This window comes from Pseudomonas monteilii, assembly GCA_001534745.1.
GTDB classification, from domain to species: Bacteria; Pseudomonadota; Gammaproteobacteria; order Pseudomonadales; family Pseudomonadaceae; genus Aquipseudomonas; species Aquipseudomonas alabamensis.
Genome location: CP013997.1, coordinates 3,278,069 through 3,295,871, shown reverse-complemented (window position 1 = coordinate 3,295,871; position 17,803 = coordinate 3,278,069). Strand labels below are relative to the sequence as shown.

Here is a 17,803-nt window from a genome sequence, read left to right as displayed (position 1 = left end):
CCTTTTTCGACCAGGCCTTTGCAGCCCCCTCCCATCCCCCCACACAACCCATTACACTGCGCATCTGTGACATTATTTGTCGCATTACCATAACCTTTGGTAAAACCGCGTATGGCGCTGTAACAAGTTGTCGCTTGACGACAAGGCCAGCCGCCAAGCAGTCCCTACAATCCCCCCAACGCTCGCCGACCCAGGCCAGCGGTCCGCTTCAGGAGACTCCGATGTCCGTTGAGCAAGCCCCGGTGCACCGTGCCGATTTCGACCAGGTGATGGTCCCCAATTACGCGCCCGCCGGGTTCATTCCGGTGCGTGGCGAGGGTTCGCGCGTCTGGGATCAGTCGGGGCGCGAGCTGATCGACTTCGCTGGCGGCATCGCGGTCAATGCGCTCGGGCATGCCCATCCGGCCCTGGTCAAGGCCTTGACCGATCAAGCCAATACCCTGTGGCACGTGTCCAACGTCTTCACCAACGAGCCGGCCCTGCGCCTGGCGCGCAAGCTGGTCGAGGCGACCTTCGCCGACCGCGCGTTCTTCTGCAACTCCGGCGCCGAGGCCAACGAGGCCGCGTTCAAGCTCGCCCGGCGGGTCGCCCACGACCGTTTCGGCCCTGAAAAGCACGAGATCATCGCCACCCTCAACAGCTTCCACGGGCGTACCCTGTTCACCGTCAGCGTTGGCGGCCAGCCGAAGTACTCCGATGGCTTCGGGCCGAAGATCACCGGCATCAGTCATGTGCCGTACAACGACCTGGAGGCCTTGAAGGCGCAGATCTCCGACAAGACCTGCGCCGTGGTCATCGAACCGATCCAGGGCGAGAGCGGCGTGGTACCGGCCGACCAGGCTTACCTGGAAGGCGCGCGGGCCCTGTGCGACCAGCACGATGCCCTGCTGATCTTCGACGAAGTGCAGACCGGCGTCGGCCGCACCGGCTCGCTGTACGCCTATCAGCACTACGGCGTGACGCCGGACATCCTCACCAGCGCCAAGAGCCTGGGCGGCGGCTTCCCGATCGGCGCCATGCTCACCACCGAGGCCTTGGCCAGTCACCTGGCGGTCGGCACCCATGGCACCACCTACGGCGGCAACGCGCTCGGGTGCGCCGTGGCCTGCGCGGTACTGGACGTGATCAACACGCCCCAGGCGCTGGCGGCGATCCGCACCAAGCACGACCGGTTCAGCACCCGCCTGGCGCAGATCGGTGAGCATTACGGTCTGTTCAGCCAGGTCCGCGGGCTGGGCCTGCTGATCGGCTGCGTCCTGGCCGAGCCGTGGAAGGGCAAGGCCAAGCAGGTGCTGGACGCCGCCGAGGCCGAGGGCCTGATGGTCCTGCAGGCCGGCCCGGATGTGGTGCGGTTCGCCCCGAGCCTGGTGATCGAGGACGCCGACATCGACGAAGGCCTGGACCGGTTCGAGCGCGCCGTCGCCACCTTGACCCAGCGCTGATCGACGGATGCCGCCGCCCTTGCGGGAGGTGGCAGTGACCGAATCTTCATGGCGACCTCTGCCAAAAGGCCGCCACCCCTCGCGCCGCTGCGGCGGTGTGTGCTTTCAAAGGAGTGACACCATGCTGGTGATGCGCCCTGCGCAGATGGCTGACCTGAACGATGTGCAGCGCATGGCCGCCGATAGCCCGGTGGGTGTCACCTCGTTGCCCGACGACGCGACCCGGCTGGGCGACAAGATCGCCGCGTCGGAAGCCTCGTTCGCCGCCGAAGTCAGCTTCAACGGCGAGGAAAGCTATTTCTTCGTCCTCGAGGACACCGCCACCGGCGCCCTGGCCGGCTGTTCGGCGATCGTCGCCTCGGCCGGGTATTCCGAGCCGTTCTACAGCTTTCGCAACGAGACCTTCATGCACGCCTCGCGCGAGCTGAAGATCCACAACAAGATCCATGTGCTGTCGCTGTGTCACGACCTGACCGGCAACAGCCTGCTGACCAGCTTCTACGTGGTGCCCGAGCATGTCGAGTCGGTCTGGGCCGAACTCAACTCGCGCGGGCGGCTGCTGTTCATGGCCGATCACCCGGAGCGCTTCGCCGAGTCGGTGGTGACCGAGATCGTCGGGCACAGCGACGAGCAGGGTCAGTCGCCGTTCTGGGATGCCATCGGGCGGCACTTCTTCGACATGCACTATGCCGAGGCCGAGCGCCTCTGCGGGCTCAAGAGCCGCACGTTCCTGGCCGAGCTGATGCCCCATTACCCGATTTACGTGCCGCTGCTGCCCGACGCTGCCCAGGAGGCCATGGGCCTGGTGCACCCGCGGGCGCAGATCACCTTCGACATCCTCATGCGCGAAGGCTTCGAGGCCGAGCATTATGTCGACATCTTCGACGGTGGCCCGACCTTGCATGCGCGGGTGTCCGGCATCCGTTCGATCGCCCAGAGCCAGTCGGTGCCGGTCGACATCGTCGAACAGGCGACGGCGGGCAGCCGGGCCTACCTGGTCAGCAACGGCCAGCTGCAGGAGTTTCGCGCGGTACTGCTGAAGCTGGACTGGACGCCTGGCCAGCCGGTCACGCTCGACCGTCAGAGCGCCGATGCCCTGCTGCTCGACGCCGGTGCGTACGTGCGTCTGGTGGCCGTCTGATGCCTGTGGCCCAGGCCGAGTTTCGCGGCAGCCGCCCGGCGCCGCACAAGGAGAGAGCATGATCGTTCGTCCCGTACGCAGCAGCGACCTGCCGGCGCTGATCGAGCTGGCGCGCAGCACCGGCAAGACCGGGCTGACCACCTTGCCGGCCAACGAAGAGCGTCTGGCCCAGCGCATCACCTGGGCCGAGAAGAGCTTCGCCGGGCAGGCCGAGCGTCCCGATACCGATTACCTGTTCGTGCTCGAGGACGACGAGGGCCTGGTGGTGGGCATCAGCGCCATCGCCGGCGGCGTCGGCCTGCGCGAGCCATGCTACAACTTCCGGGTCGGCCTGACGGTCAGCGCGTCCCACGAATTGAACATCTTCCGGGAAATTCCCACCCTGTTCCTGGCCAACGACCTGACCGGCAACGCCGAGCTGTGTTCGCTGTTCCTGCATAGCGAGCACCGCAGTGGCCTGAACGGGCGGCTGCTGTCCAAGGCGCGCTTGCTGTTCATCGCCGAATTCCCCGAGCTGTTCGGGCGCAAGGTCATGGCCGAGATGCGCGGGATCTGCGACGAGGCGGGCCGCTCGCCGTTCTGGGAAAGCCTGGGGCGGCACTTCTTCAAGATGGAGTTCAGCCAGGCCGACTACCTCACCGGCGTCGGCAACAAGTCGTTCATCGCCGAGCTGATGCCGCGCTTCCCGCTGTACACGTGCTTCCTGTCGCCGGCGGCCCGCGAGGTCATCGGCCAGGTGCACGCCGACACCCAGCCGGCGCTGAGCATTCTCAGCGGCGAGGGCTTCAACTACCAGGGCTACGTCGATATCTTCGATGCCGGGCCGGCGATCGAGTGCGAGACCGGCAAGATCCGCGCCGTGCGTGACAGCCAGACCCTGGTGCTGGCGATCGGCACGCCAGGCGACGATGCGCCGGTCTACCTGATCCACAACCGCAAGCGCGAGGCCTGCCGCATCGCAGCGGCGCCGGCCCGCCTGGCGGCCGGCACCCTGGTGGTCGATCCGCTCACCGCCCGGCGTCTGCGCCTGGGCGCGGGCGATCATGTCCGCGCGGTGCCAATGTCGTCGGGGCGGGAGTCGCAGGCGTGAAGTGCCGCACCTGGAACCGTCGAGCCTGCGCGGGCGAGGGCGCACGATGAAGGCCCATGAAGTGAATTTCGACGGCCTGGTCGGGCCGACCCACAACTACGGCGGCCTGTCCCAGGGCAACGTCGCCTCGCAGCGCAACAGCCAGCAGGCGTCCAATCCGCGTGAAGCGGCGCGCCAAGGGCTGGCGAAGATGAAGACGCTGATGGACCTGGGCTTCGTGCAAGGTGTCCTGGCACCGCAGGAGCGCCCGGACATCGCCACCCTGCGGCGCCTGGGGTTCGGCGGCAGCGATGCCGAGGTGGTGCGGCAGGCCGCGCGCGAGGCGATGCCGCTGCTGCTCGCCAGCTGCTCGGCCTCGAGCATGTGGGTCGCCAATGCCGCCACCGTCAGCCCCAGCGCCGACACGGCCGACGGGCGCGTGCATTTCACCGCGGCCAACCTCAACTGCAAGTACCATCGCAGCCTGGAGCACCCGACCACCAGCCGCGTCCTGGCCGCCATGTTCGCCGACCCGGCGCATTTCGCCCATCACCCGGCCTTGCCAGCGGTCATGCAGTTCGGCGACGAAGGCGCCGCCAACCACACCCGGCTGTGCCGCGACCACGGCGAGCCAGGGCTCGAGTTCTTCGTGTTCGGACGCAGTGCGTTCGACGCACGCTACCCGGCCCCGCAGCGCTATCCCGCCCGCCAGACCCTCGAAGCGTCCCAGGCGGTGGCCCGGCTGCATGGCCTGGATCCGGCGCGTGTGATCTATGCCCAGCAGAATCCCGCCGTGATCGATCAGGGCGTGTTCCACAACGATGTGATCGCCGTGGGCAGTGGCGACGTGCTGTTCCACCACCAGGATGCGTTCCTCGACGGCGACGCGGTGCTGGCGCAATTGCGCGACGGTCTGGACCGGCTCGGCGGTGTCCTGCGTTCGGTGCAGGTGCCACGGGCGGCCGTGCCGGTCGAGGACGCCGTACGGTCCTACCTGTTCAACAGTCAGCTGCTGAGCCGTGCCGACGGGTCGATGCTGCTGCTGGTGCCCGACGAGTGCCGTCACCACCCGCGCGTCTGGACCTACCTGCAGCAGGTACTGGCCGACGAAGGCCCGATCACCGAGGTCAAGGCCATCGACCTCAAGCAGAGCATGCAGAACGGTGGGGGCCCGGCGTGCCTGCGACTACGGGTCGCGCTCAAGGACGCCGAACTGGCGGCGGTCAACCCAGGGGTTATCATGACCCCGGCGCTGTACGACACCTTGCTGCACTGGGTCGACCGGCATTACCGCGACCGCCTGAGCGAATCGGACCTGGCCGACCCGAGCCTGCTGGACGAATGCCGTACCGCGCTCGACGAACTGACCCAGCTCCTGTGCCTGGGCAGCGTCTATCCTTTCCAATGTCACCCTTGAAGAGAGAACCCGATATGTCCGATGCCCTGCGCCTGATCCTCGAAGACGACGACGGCACCCAGTTGGAAACGTCCTGCACCCGCATGGCGGTGGTCTGGCAAGGCAAGGAGGTGTGGATCCAGCAGGATGGCCGCGGTCAGTTGCTGATCGGGGTGGACGTCGAGGAGGGCGATACCGAGTACGCCAACCTGTTGCTGCGCCCCATGGCCACCAACCTGGTCAGCCTGCAGCTGGAGATGGAGCCTGCCGAGGCGGGCGAAGACGACGACCACGTGCACGGCCCTGATTGCGGGCACCATCACTGAGGAGGCGTCCATGCTCGCCCTGGGCAAATTGCTTGAACTGACGCTCTCCGGCCACGAACCGGCCGAGAAGACTCAAGTGACTGTCAAGGGCGTGCGCTTGCGCTGGCTGGCCGAAGGTGCGCTCGAGGTGTGTCCGGCCGAGCCTGCGCACTGCGGGTTGGACCTGATGTTGTCCGCCGGCATCCATGGTCATGAGACGGCGCCCGTCGAGCTGCTCGAGCGGCTGTTGCACGGTATCGCCAGCGGCACGCTGATACCCAGGGTGCGCGTGCTGTTCCTGTTCGGCAATCCCGCGGCGATCCGCGCGGGCAAGCCCTTCATCGAGCAGGACGCCAACCGCCTGTTCAACGGTCGTCATGCGCAGTCCAGTGGCGTGGAGGCCCTGCGTGTCGCCGAACTGGAGCAGATCGCCCGGGGCTTTTTCAGCCTCCCGGGGCGCAGCCGTCTGCATTACGACCTGCACACGACCGTTCGCGGTTCGGTGTTCGAGCGCTTCGCGGTATACCCTTTCCAGCCCGGACGTGCGCATTCGCGTCGTGAACTGGCACGCCTGGCGTCGGCCGGGGTGCAGGCGGTGCTGCTGCAAGACAAGCCCTCGGCGACCTTCAGTGCCTTCACCTACGAACAGTTGAGAGCCGAGGCCTTCACCCTCGAGTTGGGTCAGGCCCATGTCTCGGCCCAACGCCAGACGGCCATCGTCGACGCGTGGCAGGCGTGGCTGGCGTGTCTCATCGAGGCGACCCAGCCGCCATGCGACGACTCGCTGGACGGCGTGCAGCTCTTCAGTGTCGCCCGTGAAATCGTCAAGTACAGCGACAACTTTCGCCTGCACGTACCGGCCGATATCGCACATTTCACCGAACTCAGTCCGGGCGTGCTGCTGGCCGAGGACCTGGCCGGAACACGGTGGGTGGTGGAGGAGGAGGGCACGCGTCTTCTGTTTCCCGATCCCAAGGCGCGCAACGGTTCGACGGCAGGGCTTCTGGTCGTGCCGGATGCCGGGCAGCGGCTGGGATGACGAGGAAACGCACGGGGCGATGCCGCCGTGCGTTCCGGTCCGAGGGGGCGACTCAGTAGTAGCGGCGGCGTGGAAGGCCCAGTTCGACGCGCAGCGCATTCTCGGTGAAGGGTGAAGGGTTGGTGTCGGTAGGCGCTGTGGCAGGGTTCTGGTCGAAATCGTAGAACACGTCCGTTTCCAGGCCAATCGCTTGCAGGTGTGCCTTGGCGACCTCGACCGCCCGGTAGTCATAGGTGTCCACCGTCGCCAGGCCCGGAATGGTGGTGCCGGTGAAGGCATTGTAGGCTTCGCACAGGCAGCGATAGAAGTCCAGCAGCGGCAGGTTGTCGCTGTCCGAGCGCGTCAGGTTCAGCGCCAGGTAGCCGCCCTCGGCGGGCCATCCTGCCGTCCATTGCCCTTGCGCATCCTGTTGCAGGTGGTGATCTTCTTCGGAAGGGTCCGACACCGAGACGTCGAACCGGGTCGCATGGGGCGTCTCGCTGACCTGGATCCAGGAGCGCTTGGCCAACTGGGTCAACAGTTGCTGACCACAGCGGGTATGGCGCAGGAAGGTGAGGTGGTTTTCCACGGCCTGGACGAAGCGAGCATCGCCCTTGATGTGGAAGGTGTGTTGGGCGAGGGTGGCCAGCGACGGTGCCAGCGGCGCTTCGAAACGCGCGTCGCCGGGACGCTGGCGCGCATAGATACCCGAGCCGTGAGGGTTGTCGATCAGCACGTTGCCCTGGATGCGGCACGTGTCCGAGGCGCTGAGGATGAAGGCGAGCCCCTGGCCCACGGTGATGTCGATGTCACCCTTGCCGGTGAACACTTCCGTGATCCCGCCTCCGGTCTTGATGCTGCTGCTACCGTTCTCGGTCTGGATGAGCACGGGCGTGTTCACCTCGTCCGCCACGTTGATGCGCGTCGGGCCGTTCACGGTGTTGATGATGAGCGTCTGCGCGGGGGTGGGCGCCAGCACGAAGCGCCTGCCGTTGATCACGGCCAGCAGGTGGCAGTCATAAGGGGTGACATCGATGATCGCGCCTGGCGTCTTGCTTTCAAGCACCATGTGGTGGCGGGTGGGTGTCTGGCCGTCCTTGTTCCAGACCTGCTCCAGGTAGATGTCCAGCTTGTCGTCGCGGTATTCCAGCAGCCGATGCAGCGTCTGCTCGGCGCTGAAGGTTTCCTTCCACTGGGCGTAGCCGCTGGTTCTTCCAGAAATGAAATACGTCGGGTTGGGGTTCATGGGATGACCTCGTTGGCGTTGGACTGTCCCTGGCCGACAGCGGCCGGGGACTCCAGGCTAGGGCCCTGGCAGGCAGGTACGAGGTAGTTATCTAGTGCGGCGCCTTGGGGCAGGGCAGGGGGTGGGAGAATTCGCCATCGATTTCCAGGGTCGCCTACCCATGACCACGCCTGGGCTTGCCCGCGACGCAGGCGGCGCCTGACAGGGCCCTATCGCTGGCAAGCCAGCTCCCACCCAGACCTTTGCAGTCGTCGGTGCAGGCATGGCTGGGCAAGCAGCTTGTGGGAGCGGGCTTGCCCGCGATAGCGTCCGGTCCGTCACCGCGTGCATCGCGGGCAAGCCCCCACAACATGCGTCGTGCAGGGGGCAGGGCAGGCGATGACTTGCCAGGCGTGAAAAGCAGGCTTTAGCATCGCGGTGCATCGTTGGCACCGGCATGGCCTGAAAAACCGTCCAAACGACTGTTTCTGTCGTATAAACACTGCACCGAGACTGCAGGACCGATATAATGCGGCCCTTTGCCTTGCCTCAAGGCCGCCGTTTCCGTGGAAGAATCTATGAAAAGCGCAGAAATCCGTGAAGCCTTCCTTCGCTTCTTCGAAGAGCAAGGGCATACCCGCGTCGCCTCCAGTTCGCTGATTCCGAACAACGACCCCACCCTGCTGTTCACCAATGCCGGCATGAACCAGTTCAAGGACTGCTTCCTGGGCCAGGAAAAGCGCGCCTACACCCGCGCCGTGAGCAGCCAGAAGTGCGTGCGTGCCGGCGGCAAGCACAACGACCTGGAAAACGTCGGCTACACCGCGCGCCATCACACGTTCTTCGAGATGCTCGGCAACTTCAGCTTCGGTGACTACTTCAAGCGTGACGCGATCACCTTCGCCTGGACCTTCCTGACCTCGGAACAGTGGCTGGGCCTGCCCAAGGACAAGCTGTGGGTCACCGTCTACGCCACCGACGACGAGGCCTACGACATCTGGACCCAGGAGATCGGCGTGCCGGCCGAGCGCATGGTGCGCATCGGCGACAACAAGGGCGCGCCTTATGCGTCCGACAACTTCTGGACCATGGGCGACACCGGCCCGTGCGGCCCGTGCACCGAGATCTTCTACGATCACGGCGCCGACATCTGGGGCGGCCCACCCGGTTCGCCGGAAGAAGACGGTGACCGCTACATCGAGATCTGGAACAACGTCTTCATGCAGTTCAACCGCACCGCCGACGGCGTGCTGCACCCATTGCCCGCACCGTCGGTGGACACCGGCATGGGCCTGGAGCGCATCAGCGCCGTGCTGCAGCACGTGCACTCGAACTACGAGATCGACCTGTTCCAGAACCTGCTCGCCGCTTCTGCCCAGGCCATCGGCTGCCAGAACGAGGCCCAGGCCTCGCTCAAGGTCGTGGCCGACCATATCCGTTCCTGCGGCTTCCTGATCGCCGACGGTGTGCTGCCCTCCAACGAAGGCCGTGGCTACGTGCTGCGTCGCATCATTCGCCGGGCATGCCGCCACGGTAACAAGCTCGGTGCCAAGGGCAGCTTCTTCTACCAGATCGTCGCCGCGCTGGTGGCCGAGATGGGCGAGGCCTTCCCCGAACTCAAGAGCCAGCAGGCGCACATCGAACGCGTCCTGAAAGCCGAAGAGGAGCAGTTCGCCAAGACCCTGGAGCAGGGCCTGCGCATCCTCGAGCAGGACCTGAGCCAGCTGCAGGGCGACGTGGTACCGGGCGACGTGGTGTTCAAGCTGTACGACACCTATGGCTTCCCGATGGACCTGACCGCCGACATCGCGCGCGAGCGTAGCCTGACCATCGATGAAGCCGGCTTCGAGCAGGAAATGAACGCCCAGCGCGAACGCGCCCGTTCGGCCAGTGCCTTCGGCATGGACTACAACAGTCTGGTCAAGGTCGATGTGGCCACCGAGTTCCTGGGGTATGCCGCCACCGAAGGCGAGGCCCGTGTGGTCGCGCTGTACAAGGACGGTGCCGCGGTCGAGCACCTGGGCGAAGGCGAGCAGGGCGTGGTCGTGCTCGACCGCACGCCGTTCTATGCCGAGTCCGGTGGCCAGATCGGCGACATGGGCTATCTGCAGGCTGGCGACGTACGCTTCGACGTGCGTGACACCACCAAGACCGGTGGCGCTTTCCTGCACCACGGTGTGGTCGCCAGCGGCAACCTGCAGGTCGGCACCCAGGTCCAGACCCAGGTCGACGCCGACGTGCAGCAGGCCACCGCGCTGAACCACTCGGCCACCCACCTGCTGCACGCCGCGCTGCGCCAGGTGCTGGGCGATCACGTGCAGCAGAAAGGTTCGTTGGTCGATAGCCAGCGCCTGCGTTTCGACTTCAGCCACTTCGAGGCGATCAAGCCCGAGCAGCTCAAGGCACTGGAAGACATCGTCAACCGCGAAGTGCGTCGCAACACGCCGGTGCTCACTGAGGAAACCGACGTCGAGACCGCCAAGCGCCGTGGCGCCATGGCCCTGTTCGGCGAGAAGTACGGCGACACCGTGCGCGTGCTGAGCATGGGCGGCGACTTCTCGGTCGAGCTGTGCGGCGGTATCCACGCCAAGCGTACCGGTGACATCAGCGTCTTCAAGATCGTCAGCGAAAGCGGCGTCGCCTCGGGCGTGCGCCGGATCGAGGCGGTCACCGGCGCAGCTGCGCTGGCCTGGCTCAATGCGGCCGAAGAACAGGTCAAGGAAGTCGCGCAGCTGGTCAAGGGCAACCGCGACAACCTGATCGACAAGCTGTCGGCGGTGCTCGAACGCAACCGTCAGCTGGAAAAGCAACTGGAACAGCTGCAGGCCAAGGCCGCCAGCGCCGCAGGGGACGATCTCTCCAGTGCCGCGCAGGACGTCAAGGGTGCCAAGGTGCTGGCCGCACGCCTGGATGGGCAGGACGGCAAGGCCTTGCTGGCGCTCGTCGACCAGCTGAAGAACAAGCTCGGCCACGCAGTGATCCTGCTGGGCAGCGAGCATGAGGGCAAGGTCGTGCTGGTTGCCGGCGTGACCAAGGACCTCTCCAGCCAACTCAAGGCCGGTGAACTGATGAAGCAGGCCGCTGCGGCGGTAGGCGGCAAGGGCGGTGGTCGCCCGGACATGGCCCAGGGCGGTGGCGTCGACGTCGCGGCCCTCGACCAGGCCCTGGCGCTGGCCGTGCCTTTCGTCGAGCAAGGGCTTTGACGGACGTGGCCCGTCAGGCATGACGGGCCACGGCACCATGGATCGTTTATTGGGTGCCCTTCGTGGGCTGAGGCAGCTTTGAAATGGCGTTGATCGTACAGAAATTTGGCGGCACCTCTGTCGGATCCATCGAGCGGATCGAGCAGGTTGCCGACAAGGTCAAGAAATTCCGCGAGTCGGGCGACGACCTGGTGGTCGTGCTGTCGGCCATGAGCGGGGAAACCAACCGGCTGATCGAGCTGGCCAAGCAGGTCACCGAGCATCCGGACCCGCGCGAACTCGACGTGATCGTCTCGACCGGTGAACAGGTCACCATCGGCCTGCTGGCCATGGCGCTGAACAAGCGCGGCGTCGCGGCGGTGTCCTACACCGGCGCGCAGGTCCGCATCCTGACCGACAGCGCGCACAACAAGGCGCGCATCCTGCAAATCGATGACCAGAAGATTCGCGCCGACCTCAAGGCCGGTCGCGTGGTCGTGGTCGCCGGTTTCCAGGGTGTCGACGAGCAGGGCAACATCACCACGCTGGGGCGTGGCGGCTCGGACACCACTGGCGTGGCCCTGGCGGCGGCGCTGAAGGCCGACGAGTGCCAGATCTACACCGATGTCGATGGCGTCTACACCACCGACCCACGGGTCGTGGCGCAAGCACGCCGCCTGGAGAAGATCACCTTCGAAGAAATGCTGGAAATGGCCAGCCTGGGCTCGAAGGTCCTGCAGATCCGTTCGGTGGAGTTCGCCGGCAAGTACAATGTCCCGCTGCGCGTGCTGCACAGCTTCAAGGAGGGTCCGGGGACCCTCATCACCATCGATGAAGAGGAATCCATGGAACAGCCGATCATTTCCGGTATCGCCTTCAACCGCGATGAAGCCAAGCTGACCATTCGTGGCGTGCCGGACACTCCGGGCGTGGCGTTCAAGATCCTCGGCCCGATCAGCGCCTCGAACATCGAGGTGGACATGATCGTGCAAAATGTATCGCACGATAACACCACCGACTTCACCTTCACCGTACACCGCAACGAGTACGAGAAGGCCCTGTCGGTGCTGCAGAACACGGCGCGCGAGATCGGCGCACGCGAGACCACGGGCGACCTGAAGATCGCCAAGGTGTCCATCGTCGGCGTCGGCATGCGTTCGCACGCCGGGGTCGCCAGCCGCATGTTCGAAGCGCTGGCCAAGGAGAGCATCAACATCCAGATGATCTCCACCTCCGAGATCAAGGTGTCGGTGGTGATCGAGGAGAAGTACCTCGAGCTGGCGGTTCGCGCCCTGCACACGGCGTTCGAGCTGGACGCGCCGTCGCGACAGAGTGAGTGAAGGACGGCCTTCAGGGGCGCGGCTTGCCGCGCCCTTCGTGTTTCTGGCCGCCGGGGCGAGCGATCACCCAGGGCGGCCATGTTTCGGCCATGGCGAACACCCCGCGAGGTGAGGCCATGACCACAGCGTCAAAGACTGTTATCCCTGAAATGATTTGCGTGAGGAAAGCGTATGTTGATTTTGACTCGTCGGTGCGCCGAGAGCTTGATCATTGGCGATGGTGAGATCACCGTGACCGTCCTGGGTGTCAAAGGAAACCAGGTACGTCTCGGGGTCAGCGCACCCAAGGAAGTCGCCGTGCACCGTGAAGAAATCTACCTGAGAATCAAGAACGAGAAAGACGAAGAACCAACCCTTTAATTTTTCTCAGGTTTTTTTAAAAAAAGGGTTTGCAAACGGGGAGGGGTCTGGTTATTATACGCCCCGTGTTGCGGTGAGGTGGCCGAGTGGCCGAAGGCGCTCCCCTGCTAAGGGAGTATACCTCATAAGGGTATCGGGGGTTCGAATCCCCCCCTCACCGCCATTATTCGTGTAGGGCGCTTCAAACGGGTAAACACTTAAGTCGTTGATGTATAACGAAAAAGTGATTGCCAAAAACGTAAAGCGACCTATAATGCGCGGCAAGACACGGACCCATAGCTCAGCTGGATAGAGTACTCGGCTACGAACCGAGCGGTCAGAGGTTCGAATCCTCTTGGGTCCGCCATACAATGAAGCTGGTCTGCCAGTCAGGCCAGCGTCATTATTACCAGTGGTAATCTGGTCTAAAACTACCGATCTGGACCCATAGCTCAGCTGGATAGAGTACTCGGCTACGAACCGAGCGGTCAGAGGTTCGAATCCTCTTGGGTCCGCCATACAAGATGATGCTGGTCGCTTGTCGATCGGCGTGATCCCACCAGTGGTAATCTGGTCTAAAACTACCGTATCGGACCCATAGCTCAGCTGGATAGAGTACTCGGCTACGAACCGAGCGGTCAGAGGTTCGAATCCTCTTGGGTCCGCCACATCCTGAAAAGCCCGCGCTTGTCGCGGGCTTTTTGCTGTCTGCGGCAAACATACCCGTCTCGTCACACCCTCTGCCTCTCGTGCGTCTTCAATCGCCATAGTCTATCGATCGACCTGCGCGATCGAGGGCACCGATGGATGTTTTCCTGGTCAGATCACTGACACGCAAACGATTGTTTCACCAAAAAATTTAGGCGATCTGGCTGCGCAGTCCGTGTATGATTGCGCCCGTCAGCCCCGCCGGGGCTTGTGGACTCCCACCATGGACTTACCCAGTCGTTACTCAATAAACCCTTTCAGCAAGCTGAATCCGTCAGATTGATTCTCCCGGCGTGCCCCACTGCTGGGAGTGGAGTACGCCTATGACCGAAGTAGAAGTCAAGAAAGCGCAGGAAAGCCTGCAGGACCGTCTGGGCCAGGTGGTGGAGCTGCTGCAGCGCCAGCGCGTCGTCGAAGACCTGACCCATCGTCAGGAAGGTCATCACCAGGACCGGGTGGAGCACCTCGTCCACCGGCAGAACCTCGTCGAGTTGCAGCGCAAGCTCGATGACCTGCACCCCGCCGACATCGCCTACATCCTCGAAGCGCTGCCGCTGGAAGACCGTCTGACGGTCTGGCAGTTGGTGCGCTCGGACCGTGACGGCGACATCCTGCTCGAAGTGTCGGACGCAGTGCGTGAAACGCTGATCGCGGACATGGACAATCACGAGCTGCTGGCGGCGGCCCGTGAAATGGATGCCGACGAACTCGCTGACCTGGCCGCCGAGCTGCCGCGAGACGTCGTCCATGAGCTGATGGAAACCCTCGATGCGCAGCAGCGTGAGCGTGTTCGCTCGGCCCTGAGCTACGAGGAAGACCAGGTCGGCGCCCTGATGGACTTCGAGATGGTGACCATTCGCGAAGACGTCAGCCTCGAAGTGGTCCTGCGTTACCTGCGCCGTCTGAAAGAACTGCCCGGACACACCGACAAGCTGTTCGTCGTCGATCATGACGGCATCCTGCGCGGCGTGCTGCCGATCAAGCGCCTGTTGGTCACCGATCCCGAGCGCCAGGTCTCCGACGTCATGGCCAGCGATCCGGTCAGCTTCGTGCCGGACGAGGACGCCTACGAGGCCGCCCAGGCGTTCGAGCGCTATGACTTGGTGTCGGCGCCGGTCGTGGACAAGAACGGCCGCCTGATCGGCCGCTTGACCATCGACGAGATGGTCGACCTGATCCGTGAGGAAAGCGAGAGCGAAGTGCTCAACATGGCCGGTCTGCGCGAAGAGGAAGACATCTTCGCCTCGGTCTGGCGCTCGCTGCGCAACCGCTGGGCCTGGCTGGCCATCAACCTGATCACCGCCTTCGTCGCCTCCCGGGTCATCGGCCTGTTCGAAGGCTCGATCGAGAAGTTGGTCGCGCTGGCAGCGCTGATGCCGATCGTGGCTGGCATCGGTGGCAACTCGGGCAACCAGACCATCACCATGATCGTGCGCGCCATGGCGCTTGATCAGGTGGCGCCCGGCAACACCCGGCGCCTGATGCGCAAGGAGCTGGCGGTGTCCCTGATCAATGGCGTGGTCTGGGGTGGGGTGATTGGCGCAGTCGCCTTCGCGCTCTATGGCAGTTGGTCGCTGGGGGTGGTCATGACCGCCGCCATGACGCTCAACCTGCTCCTGGCGGCGCTCATGGGAGTATTGATTCCGATGACCCTGGTGCGCCTGGGGCGGGATCCGGCGATGGGCTCGAGCGTGATGATCACGGCGGTGACCGACAGCGGCGGGTTCTTCATCTTCCTGGGCTTGGCCACTGTCTTCCTGCTCTGATCGGCAGGCATGAAAAAAGCCAGCGTTCGCTGGCTTTTTTGTGTGTCGAGCGCGTGAGCGATCAGGAAGCGTCGGCTGCCATTTCGGCGTCATGGGCAATCAACGAAACCAGAGCGTTCTGTTGACGGTGGGACAGCTGGCGGAAACGTTGCAGCAGCTCGCGTTCGTGCAGGGAAAGCTCGGGGCTGTCCAGGCGCATGCTCAGTTCGTCACCCAGGGCACCCTCTTGAATGAGACTCTGCTCAAGACGGGCAATGATTTCCGAGTTCATGCTGCGGTGATGATTGCGCGCCACCTCGGCAATGCGCTCGCGCATCCCGTCTGGCAGGCGTACGACAAACTTGTCTGCAGTGCGGCTCGAGTAGATAGCCTGTTTCATTGGGCGCATAGTATTGACCGGATTTTCTAGTTCAAGGGGGAAGCGGTTCTCGAAATGGGCCGCGCGGTGGGAGTACGACAGTGCGGACGACAAAACGTTCAACCATGGCTGTTACGAGCCGCTCATCTTGCCTCAAGGTCGCCGTTTCCTTGGCGTCAAATCTGTGACAAATAGTGAGCTGGGTACAGGCGCTTTGCCAGTACCAATTATCAGAAATGCGGACTGGTTTGAAAAGTGAGCGATTTTTTAAGGTCTCTCTCAAACCGTCAGCCGACTGCCGCCAGAAAAGCAGACGCTGTCGCTGATCCCTGGATCAGACGGGGTGACGCTCGAGTCCAGCCTATCTGACGGCCTGTCCTACCGTGGAGTGACCATGCTTGATCCTGTGATCGCCGCATCGCCTGGCCCGTCGGGAAAACTCATCTACTTGGTCGGTCCGTCCGGATCGGGGAAGGATTCGCTCATCGAAGCGGCCGAGCCCCACCTGGCGCGTAGGGGGGTGCGTCGTGCGCGGCGGGTGATCACGCGTTCTGCCGAAGCCAAGGGGGAGCAAGCCACGGGCGTCAGCCGCGAAGCATTCGATCAGCACGTTCGCGAAGGCGCGTTCGCCTTGCATTGGCATGCCAACGGTCTGGCGTATGGCATTCCCGCGCACATCGATACCTGGCTGGCGCAGGGGCAGAGCGTGCTGGTCAATGGTTCGCGTGCGCATCAGCCAGAGGCCGTACGGCGCTATCCGGACATGATCACGCTGCAGCTGCAGGTGTCGCTGGAGGCGTTACGGCAACGGCTCGAGGCAAGGGGGCGAGAATCGAGGGAGGACATCGAGCAGCGGTTGGCCCGCAGTACGGCATTGCAGCCTCTGACCGCAGGTGCTGTCTACACGTTGGACAATTCGGGTGATCTGCAGGACACGGTGGATGCACTGCTGGCGTTGCTGAAGGGCCTGGGTATCACGCAGGGAAATTGATCATCAGAAGGACAGGCGCTCGGACGACCGCGTCTGAATGACAGGAGAGCCTTCGCCCATGACCGCCTGGCGCATGCCTTGACCCACGTGGTAATCCAGCCCCGACACGTGAGCCGGCTGACTGTCGACGACACCCAAGGCGACGACACAGGTCAGGGCCAGGGTATTGAGTGCGATCAGAAGACGGGTCATGGTGAGCTCCTTCAGGGCGGTGAGTAGCAGGCGTTTAGGTAGTGCAGGCACCGTGCCAACTTCGCGCAGAGGGTTTTACCCAATGAATCAGGCACATCGATGGAACTTTCTGAAGGCTGCCGATTGCACTTTGCATTCTGCACGCCCAGGGCTCGTGCAAAATGCCCGGACGACCTGCTGCCGCTGTCTGACAGATCGTGTAGAAAAGCCTGACAGTACTGATTTCACGGTGTGACGTAGCATCCTTGGCTGTGCTGGCGTACGGACGATCCGGTCGAAATCGCCGATTCATTCTTGCCAAGGCGATGCGAAACACGCATTATTCGCGACCGACGGCGTCCTTGGCGTCATCGCTGTCAGCACTAGCCGGCTTTGCCAGACAGGTCCCTGTAGTTTAATGGATAGAACGGCCCCCTCCTAAGGGGTCGGTGCAGGTTCGATTCCTGCCGGGGACGCCATGACCTGACGCTCGGTCGTCTCGTTCCGCGCTTTACATTCCCTCGCATTTTCATCGTCGATCCGACCGCACGCTTGCACCCTGTACCGGTCCGAAGAAACACATTCTTCGTATCGAGGCATCGCCATGGCCATTTCTGTCACCAAACTGAGCGGCGAGCACATCCCGGCGCATCTGCGACGACCCAACCTGACCGAACTGTTCGCCGTGACCGACGACGACGGCACGGTGTACCACCTCGAAGACGATGTCGAAGCCGCGCGTCTGGCCGTGCAGTTGAGCGATGAGGCCCGGCAGGATGAGCCCACGCAAAAAGACGAGTGACCAGGCGCAGCCCATGGGGCAGCGGTACCCGCGTACACCCGATGGGCGCTACTTCGTGGTCAAGCAGCAGTTATGGCGCTGTACCAACCCGGCGCTGCCGGAAGATCGCCGGCAGGCGTTGGTCAGCGAGCTGATGACGGCGCGTCGTGAGGTCAAACAGGCCAAGCAGTCGGACGATGCCGAGCGATTGCGCCAGGCACGGGCGCGGGTACAGGCTGCGAAGGTTGCCTTGGGCGAGCGAGGGCCGGTCTGGTGGGAGGACGGGGCGCCGGATTTCAATCAGCGGAAGGTGACACAGACGCCTTATGCGCAGTGGTTCGAGGCGCAGCGCGGGGAGGGGTAAGTGGCAAGCTGCGAGCTTGGGCGTGCCTGATCCTGACGGACACCGTGCAAGACAAACATGGCTGACTTTGTGGGCCCTGCGGGCCCAATCGCGGCACTGGGGCCGCTCCCACAGGTGACCGCGATAGCCTGCAACCCCGCGGTGGGGCTACGGGTGTGGGAGCGGCCCCCGTGCCGCGATGGGCCGCAAAGCGGCCCTAAAAATCGC

Annotated in this window: 16 protein-coding genes and 5 tRNA genes; 18 read left to right on the top strand and 3 right to left on the bottom strand. The window is 64.0% G+C overall.

Annotated features, from left to right (window positions below; genetic code table 11):
* The first annotated feature begins 221 nt into the window (after positions 1-221).
* The 6 genes from argD to APT63_14005 all read left to right on the top strand — a co-directional run bounded on the left by argD (position 222) and on the right by APT63_14005 (position 6,392).
* Positions 222-1,442, top strand: a complete 1,221-nt coding sequence (gene argD, locus APT63_14030; protein ID AMA46649.1) for an acetylornithine aminotransferase — start codon at positions 222-224, stop codon at positions 1,440-1,442.
* 121 nt (positions 1,443-1,563) lie between these two features.
* Positions 1,564-2,583: an arginine N-succinyltransferase gene (locus APT63_14025; protein AMA46648.1), complete on the top strand. Its 1,020-nt coding sequence runs from the start codon at positions 1,564-1,566 to the stop codon at positions 2,581-2,583.
* A 58-nt stretch (positions 2,584-2,641) separates the two neighbouring features.
* Positions 2,642-3,673, top strand: coding sequence for an arginine N-succinyltransferase (locus APT63_14020; protein AMA46647.1), 1,032 nt, complete (start codon positions 2,642-2,644; stop codon positions 3,671-3,673).
* A gap of 46 nt (positions 3,674-3,719) precedes the next feature.
* Positions 3,720-5,069, top strand: coding sequence for a succinylarginine dihydrolase (locus APT63_14015; protein AMA46646.1), 1,350 nt, complete (start codon positions 3,720-3,722; stop codon positions 5,067-5,069).
* 14 nt (positions 5,070-5,083) lie between these two features.
* Positions 5,084-5,374: a topoisomerase II gene (locus APT63_14010; protein ID AMA46645.1), complete on the top strand. Its 291-nt coding sequence runs from the start codon at positions 5,084-5,086 to the stop codon at positions 5,372-5,374.
* A 10-nt stretch (positions 5,375-5,384) separates the two neighbouring features.
* A complete protein-coding gene (locus tag APT63_14005; protein ID AMA46644.1) occupies positions 5,385-6,392 on the top strand; it encodes a succinylglutamate desuccinylase in 1,008 nt (335 codons plus the stop codon).
* Positions 6,393-6,444: 52 nt separating this feature from the next.
* On the opposite strand, the gene APT63_14000 is transcribed toward APT63_14005, so the two are convergent.
* Positions 6,445-7,617, bottom strand: a complete 1,173-nt coding sequence (locus APT63_14000) for a hemolysin-like protein (protein ID AMA46643.1) — start codon at positions 7,615-7,617, stop codon at positions 6,445-6,447.
* Between the two features lie 557 nt (positions 7,618-8,174).
* Here APT63_14000 and APT63_13995 point away from each other — a divergent pair.
* The 8 genes from APT63_13995 (at position 8,175) to APT63_13960 (ending at position 14,931) form a co-directional block, all read left to right on the top strand.
* Complete coding sequence (locus APT63_13995) at positions 8,175-10,799, top strand: alanine--tRNA ligase (GenBank protein ID AMA46642.1); 2,625 nt, start codon at positions 8,175-8,177, stop codon at positions 10,797-10,799.
* A gap of 83 nt (positions 10,800-10,882) precedes the next feature.
* Positions 10,883-12,118 (top strand): aspartate kinase, encoded by a 1,236-nt coding sequence (locus APT63_13990; protein AMA46641.1) that lies wholly within the window; start codon positions 10,883-10,885, stop codon positions 12,116-12,118.
* Between the two features lie 171 nt (positions 12,119-12,289).
* Positions 12,290-12,478 carry a carbon storage regulator gene (locus tag APT63_13985; GenBank protein ID AMA46640.1) on the top strand — a complete coding sequence of 63 codons (189 nt, stop codon included), beginning with the start codon at positions 12,290-12,292 and terminating at the stop codon, positions 12,476-12,478.
* Between the two features lie 72 nt (positions 12,479-12,550).
* A tRNA-Ser gene (locus tag APT63_13980) sits at positions 12,551-12,641 on the top strand.
* A 106-nt stretch (positions 12,642-12,747) separates the two neighbouring features.
* Positions 12,748-12,824 (top strand) — tRNA-Arg (locus tag APT63_13975).
* Between the two features lie 74 nt (positions 12,825-12,898).
* A tRNA-Arg gene (locus APT63_13970) sits at positions 12,899-12,975 on the top strand.
* A gap of 73 nt (positions 12,976-13,048) precedes the next feature.
* Positions 13,049-13,125: transfer RNA gene (locus tag APT63_13965), tRNA-Arg, on the top strand.
* A gap of 363 nt (positions 13,126-13,488) precedes the next feature.
* Positions 13,489-14,931, top strand: coding sequence for a magnesium transporter (locus tag APT63_13960; GenBank protein ID AMA46639.1), 1,443 nt, complete (start codon positions 13,489-13,491; stop codon positions 14,929-14,931).
* Positions 14,932-14,992: 61 nt separating this feature from the next.
* On the opposite strand, the gene APT63_13955 is transcribed toward APT63_13960, so the two are convergent.
* Positions 14,993-15,319 (bottom strand): DNA-binding protein, encoded by a 327-nt coding sequence (locus APT63_13955; GenBank protein AMA46638.1) that lies wholly within the window; start codon positions 15,317-15,319, stop codon positions 14,993-14,995.
* A gap of 364 nt (positions 15,320-15,683) precedes the next feature.
* Here APT63_13955 and APT63_13950 point away from each other — a divergent pair, with 364 nt between their 5' ends.
* The gene (locus APT63_13950; GenBank protein AMA46637.1) at positions 15,684-16,280 is read left to right on the top strand and encodes a ribose-phosphate pyrophosphokinase; all 597 of its coding nucleotides are present in this window, start codon (positions 15,684-15,686) and stop codon (positions 16,278-16,280) included.
* Positions 16,281-16,283: 3 nt separating this feature from the next.
* Here the strand turns inward: APT63_13950 and APT63_13945 are convergent, their stop codons facing one another.
* Entirely contained in the window at positions 16,284-16,472 is a 189-nt protein-coding gene (locus APT63_13945) for a hypothetical protein (protein ID AMA46636.1), read from the bottom strand.
* A 383-nt stretch (positions 16,473-16,855) separates the two neighbouring features.
* On the opposite strand from APT63_13945, the gene APT63_13940 reads away from it, so the two are divergent.
* The 3 genes from APT63_13940 to APT63_13930 all read left to right on the top strand — a co-directional run bounded on the left by APT63_13940 (position 16,856) and on the right by APT63_13930 (position 17,596).
* Positions 16,856-16,930 (top strand) — tRNA-Arg (locus APT63_13940).
* Positions 16,931-17,055: 125 nt separating this feature from the next.
* A complete protein-coding gene (locus APT63_13935) occupies positions 17,056-17,253 on the top strand; it encodes a hypothetical protein (protein AMA46635.1) in 198 nt (65 codons plus the stop codon).
* A 13-nt stretch (positions 17,254-17,266) separates the two neighbouring features.
* Positions 17,267-17,596 (top strand): hypothetical protein, encoded by a 330-nt coding sequence (locus tag APT63_13930; GenBank protein ID AMA46634.1) that lies wholly within the window; start codon positions 17,267-17,269, stop codon positions 17,594-17,596.
* Positions 17,597-17,803 lie beyond the last annotated feature (207 nt).

Coding starts and splice junctions, on each gene's coding strand:
- APT63_14005 (AMA46644.1), top strand. CDS start 5,385: ATGCTCGCCCTGGGCAAATTGCTTGAACTGACGCTCTCCGGCCACGAA.
- argD (AMA46649.1), top strand. CDS start 222: ATGTCCGTTGAGCAAGCCCCGGTGCACCGTGCCGATTTCGACCAGGTG.
- APT63_13950 (AMA46637.1), top strand. CDS start 15,684: ATGCTTGATCCTGTGATCGCCGCATCGCCTGGCCCGTCGGGAAAACTC.
- APT63_13960 (AMA46639.1), top strand. CDS start 13,489: ATGACCGAAGTAGAAGTCAAGAAAGCGCAGGAAAGCCTGCAGGACCGT.
- APT63_13955 (AMA46638.1), bottom strand. CDS start 15,319: ATGCGCCCAATGAAACAGGCTATCTACTCGAGCCGCACTGCAGACAAG.
- APT63_14020 (AMA46647.1), top strand. CDS start 2,642: ATGATCGTTCGTCCCGTACGCAGCAGCGACCTGCCGGCGCTGATCGAG.
- APT63_13985 (AMA46640.1), top strand. CDS start 12,290: ATGTTGATTTTGACTCGTCGGTGCGCCGAGAGCTTGATCATTGGCGAT.
- APT63_13990 (AMA46641.1), top strand. CDS start 10,883: ATGGCGTTGATCGTACAGAAATTTGGCGGCACCTCTGTCGGATCCATC.
- APT63_13995 (AMA46642.1), top strand. CDS start 8,175: ATGAAAAGCGCAGAAATCCGTGAAGCCTTCCTTCGCTTCTTCGAAGAG.
- APT63_14010 (AMA46645.1), top strand. CDS start 5,084: ATGTCCGATGCCCTGCGCCTGATCCTCGAAGACGACGACGGCACCCAG.
- APT63_14025 (AMA46648.1), top strand. CDS start 1,564: ATGCTGGTGATGCGCCCTGCGCAGATGGCTGACCTGAACGATGTGCAG.
- APT63_14000 (AMA46643.1), bottom strand. CDS start 7,617: ATGAACCCCAACCCGACGTATTTCATTTCTGGAAGAACCAGCGGCTAC.
- APT63_13935 (AMA46635.1), top strand. CDS start 17,056: ATGGCCATTTCTGTCACCAAACTGAGCGGCGAGCACATCCCGGCGCAT.
- APT63_14015 (AMA46646.1), top strand. CDS start 3,720: ATGAAGGCCCATGAAGTGAATTTCGACGGCCTGGTCGGGCCGACCCAC.
- APT63_13945 (AMA46636.1), bottom strand. CDS start 16,472: ATGACCCGTCTTCTGATCGCACTCAATACCCTGGCCCTGACCTGTGTC.
- APT63_13930 (AMA46634.1), top strand. CDS start 17,267: ATGGGGCAGCGGTACCCGCGTACACCCGATGGGCGCTACTTCGTGGTC.